Source organism: Bacillota bacterium, assembly GCA_040754675.1.
GTDB lineage: Bacteria > Bacillota > Limnochordia > Limnochordales > Geochordaceae > Geochorda.
The window spans coordinates 1-2,611 of the sequence record JBFMCJ010000557.1; the positions used below are offsets into that span (position 1 = coordinate 1).

Genomic DNA, 2,611 nt, shown 5'->3' on the forward strand with positions numbered 1-2,611 from the left:
CGAGCATGCCGCCGCCCCCGGCAGCCCCGTGGCCGGTGTGGCTGGCGCTCCAGGATTCGCCCCGGCGGGACACGCCGCCGGGGCCACCGGGTGCGACGAATCGGCCATGCGTGCGTCCCTTCCTTTAACCTTTGACTCCCGATGAGCTCAGGCTCTGGATGAACCAGCGCTGGAACGCGATGAAGACCAGCAGCACGGGGACGGTCATCATCGTGGCGAACGCCATGCTGTCGCCCCAGTCCCTCGGGTACTGCCCGAAGAACGTCTGCATGGCGACGGTCAGCGGCCGGTAAGTCTCGCCCCGGGTGACCATCAGCGGCCACAGAAAGGCGCCCCAGTACTCCAGCGCCTGCAGGATCGAGACGGTGGCGATCACCGGACGGGAGAGGGGCAGGATGATGCTCCAGTAGATCCGGCCCCGGTTTGCCCCGTCGACCCGAGCCGCCTCGTCGAACTCCTTGGGAATCCCGATGAAAAACTGGTAGAACAGGAAGATGGAGAACGGATGGGCGACGAACGGCAGGATCTGCACGTGGTACGAGTCGATCCACCCCAGCCGGTTCACCTCGAGCAGCAGGGGAACGGCAATTCCCTCGAACGGAATGATGATCAGCCCCACGATCAGCGAAAGGAGCAACCGCCGCCCCGGAAAGCGAAGCCGGGCAAGCGCGTAGGCGATCATGCTGTTCACCACGAGACCGCCGCCGACGATCCCGGCGACCACCACCAGCGAGTTCAACAGGAACCGGTGAAAGGGCATCCGGCGAAAGACGTCGGCGAAATTCTGCAGCGAAGGCGCTGTCGGCACGAACGCCTTCCACGTCCCCAGCTCTTTCAAGAGCCGCAGCTCGTCATCCTTGAACGCTGACACGATCATCACGACCAGCGGCCCGAGAAAGATGGCGGCGAAGAAGGCAAGCAGCGCGTAGTGGAACACCGCTTCCCACGCCTCATCCCCCGTCCGGCGGGCCGGGGTCACTGCGGCTGCGGCCGAGGCTGCCGGCGCCGTCGGCCCTCCCATCATGCCACCTCCCGCTCTTCCCGGAGCAGCCAGCGCTGGGCGAGGGAGATCGCCAGCACGATGCCGACAAACAGCACCGACATCGCGGAGGCGTAGCCCACCTTCAACTCCCGGAAGCCGCTCTGGAACAGGTACCGGACGATGGTCTGGGTGGCGTTCAGCGGCCCTCCCTGGGTCATCACCTCGACCTGGGTGAACAGCTTGAACGCCAGGACGGTGGTGGCGACCAGGACGAAGATGTGGGTGTTGCGCAGCCCGGGCATGGTGATGTGCCAGAACTGCTGCCACCGGCCGGCACCGTCCATCTGGGCGGCCTCGTACCGCTCGGCGGGGATGTCCTGGAGCCCGGCCAGGTAGATCACCATCTGAAAGCCAACGCCCTGCCAGATGGAGACCATCATGACCGCCGGCAGGGCGAGGCGCACGTCTTCGATCCATTGGTAAGGGCCCAGCGTCCCAAACGAGACGGCGCGCAGGATGGCGTTGACCAGGCCGTCACCGCTCAGCAGGAAGGTCCAGATGACGGCGACCACGACCATGGTGGTCACCGTCGGCACAAAGTAGATGGCCCGAAACGCCACGATGAACCGGCGCCGCGCGTTGACCAGGAGCGCCAAAAACAGGGCAAGGGCGCTCTGGACCGGCACCACCACCAGGGCGAACGCGAAGTTGTTCAGCAGGCTGCGCCAGAAGACCGGGTCCTCCAGGATGCGCACAAAGTTGCGCAGCCCGATGAACCGGGTGGGCAGGGGCCCGGGTATCAGCCGCTGGTTGCTGAAGGCAAATCCCAGCGCCAGTCCGAAGGGCACGATCATGAACAGCACCAGCAGGATCAGCGCCGGCGCCGACATCAGCCAGGCGGTCACGGCTTCGCCGCGCCCGGGCCAGGGCCTGCGCGCGGGTGTCGCTCGCCCCCTGACGGCCATCACCCCTTCCTTACTCACCGGCCATCCCCTCCGAAAGGTGCGCGACGGGCAGGCCCCCGGACGGCTGCCTCCGGGCAGCGTCCGGGGGTCGCAACATGCCATCGCCGACTGGGGCTACCGCCCAAACGGCGGATAGCCCATGTTGTCCTCGATCTCCTGGTCGATCCTGCGGGCTGCCCGATCCAGCTGCGCCTTCACGTCGGCGCCGGCGAGGATGTTGTCCACCGCCTCTGCAAACGCCGCCGTGATGGTCGGATAAACGGGATGGGCCGGCCGGGCGACCGCGATGGCGTTGAGCTGCTCGCCGAAGACCGCCAGCGGGCCGCCGGGACCGTACAGCTCCGAGCGGGCCAGCGCGGACTTGCGGGAGGGCACCGCGCCGTTGGCGTTGGTCATGCGCAGGATCTGCTCCGGCCGCATCAGGAACTCCAGGAACTTCCAGGCCGCCTCAGGGTGCCTGGACGTCGCGGGGATCCCCCACGCCCACGACCCGAGGCCGGTGGCCGCGCGCTCACCGAACCTGGGCATCGGCACCACGACCAGGTCGTCGCCCAGGCTGGTGCTGTGGGGCCCCCACATCCAGTGGCCCACCCAGGCCAGCGCGGCGCTCTTGTCCCCGTAGAAAGAGGCATCCCCCGCGTCCGCAGGCACCACGTAGCCCTTC

Annotated in this window: 3 protein-coding genes; all 3 read right to left on the minus strand. The window is 67.4% G+C overall.

What is annotated here, in order from left to right; translation table 11 throughout:
- Positions 1–124 precede the first annotated feature (124 nt).
- The gene (locus AB1609_20740; protein ID MEW6048871.1) at positions 125–1,021 is read right to left on the minus strand and encodes a carbohydrate ABC transporter permease; all 897 of its coding nucleotides are present in this window, start codon (positions 1,019–1,021) and stop codon (positions 125–127) included.
- A complete protein-coding gene (locus AB1609_20745; GenBank protein MEW6048872.1) occupies positions 1,021–1,965 on the minus strand; it encodes a sugar ABC transporter permease in 945 nt (314 codons plus the stop codon). Before AB1609_20745 ends, AB1609_20740 begins: the two co-directional genes overlap by 1 nt.
- 96 nt (positions 1,966–2,061) lie before the next feature.
- Positions 2,062–2,611 (minus strand): extracellular solute-binding protein (locus AB1609_20750; GenBank protein MEW6048873.1); only part of this gene is annotated, 550 nt, incomplete at its 5' end.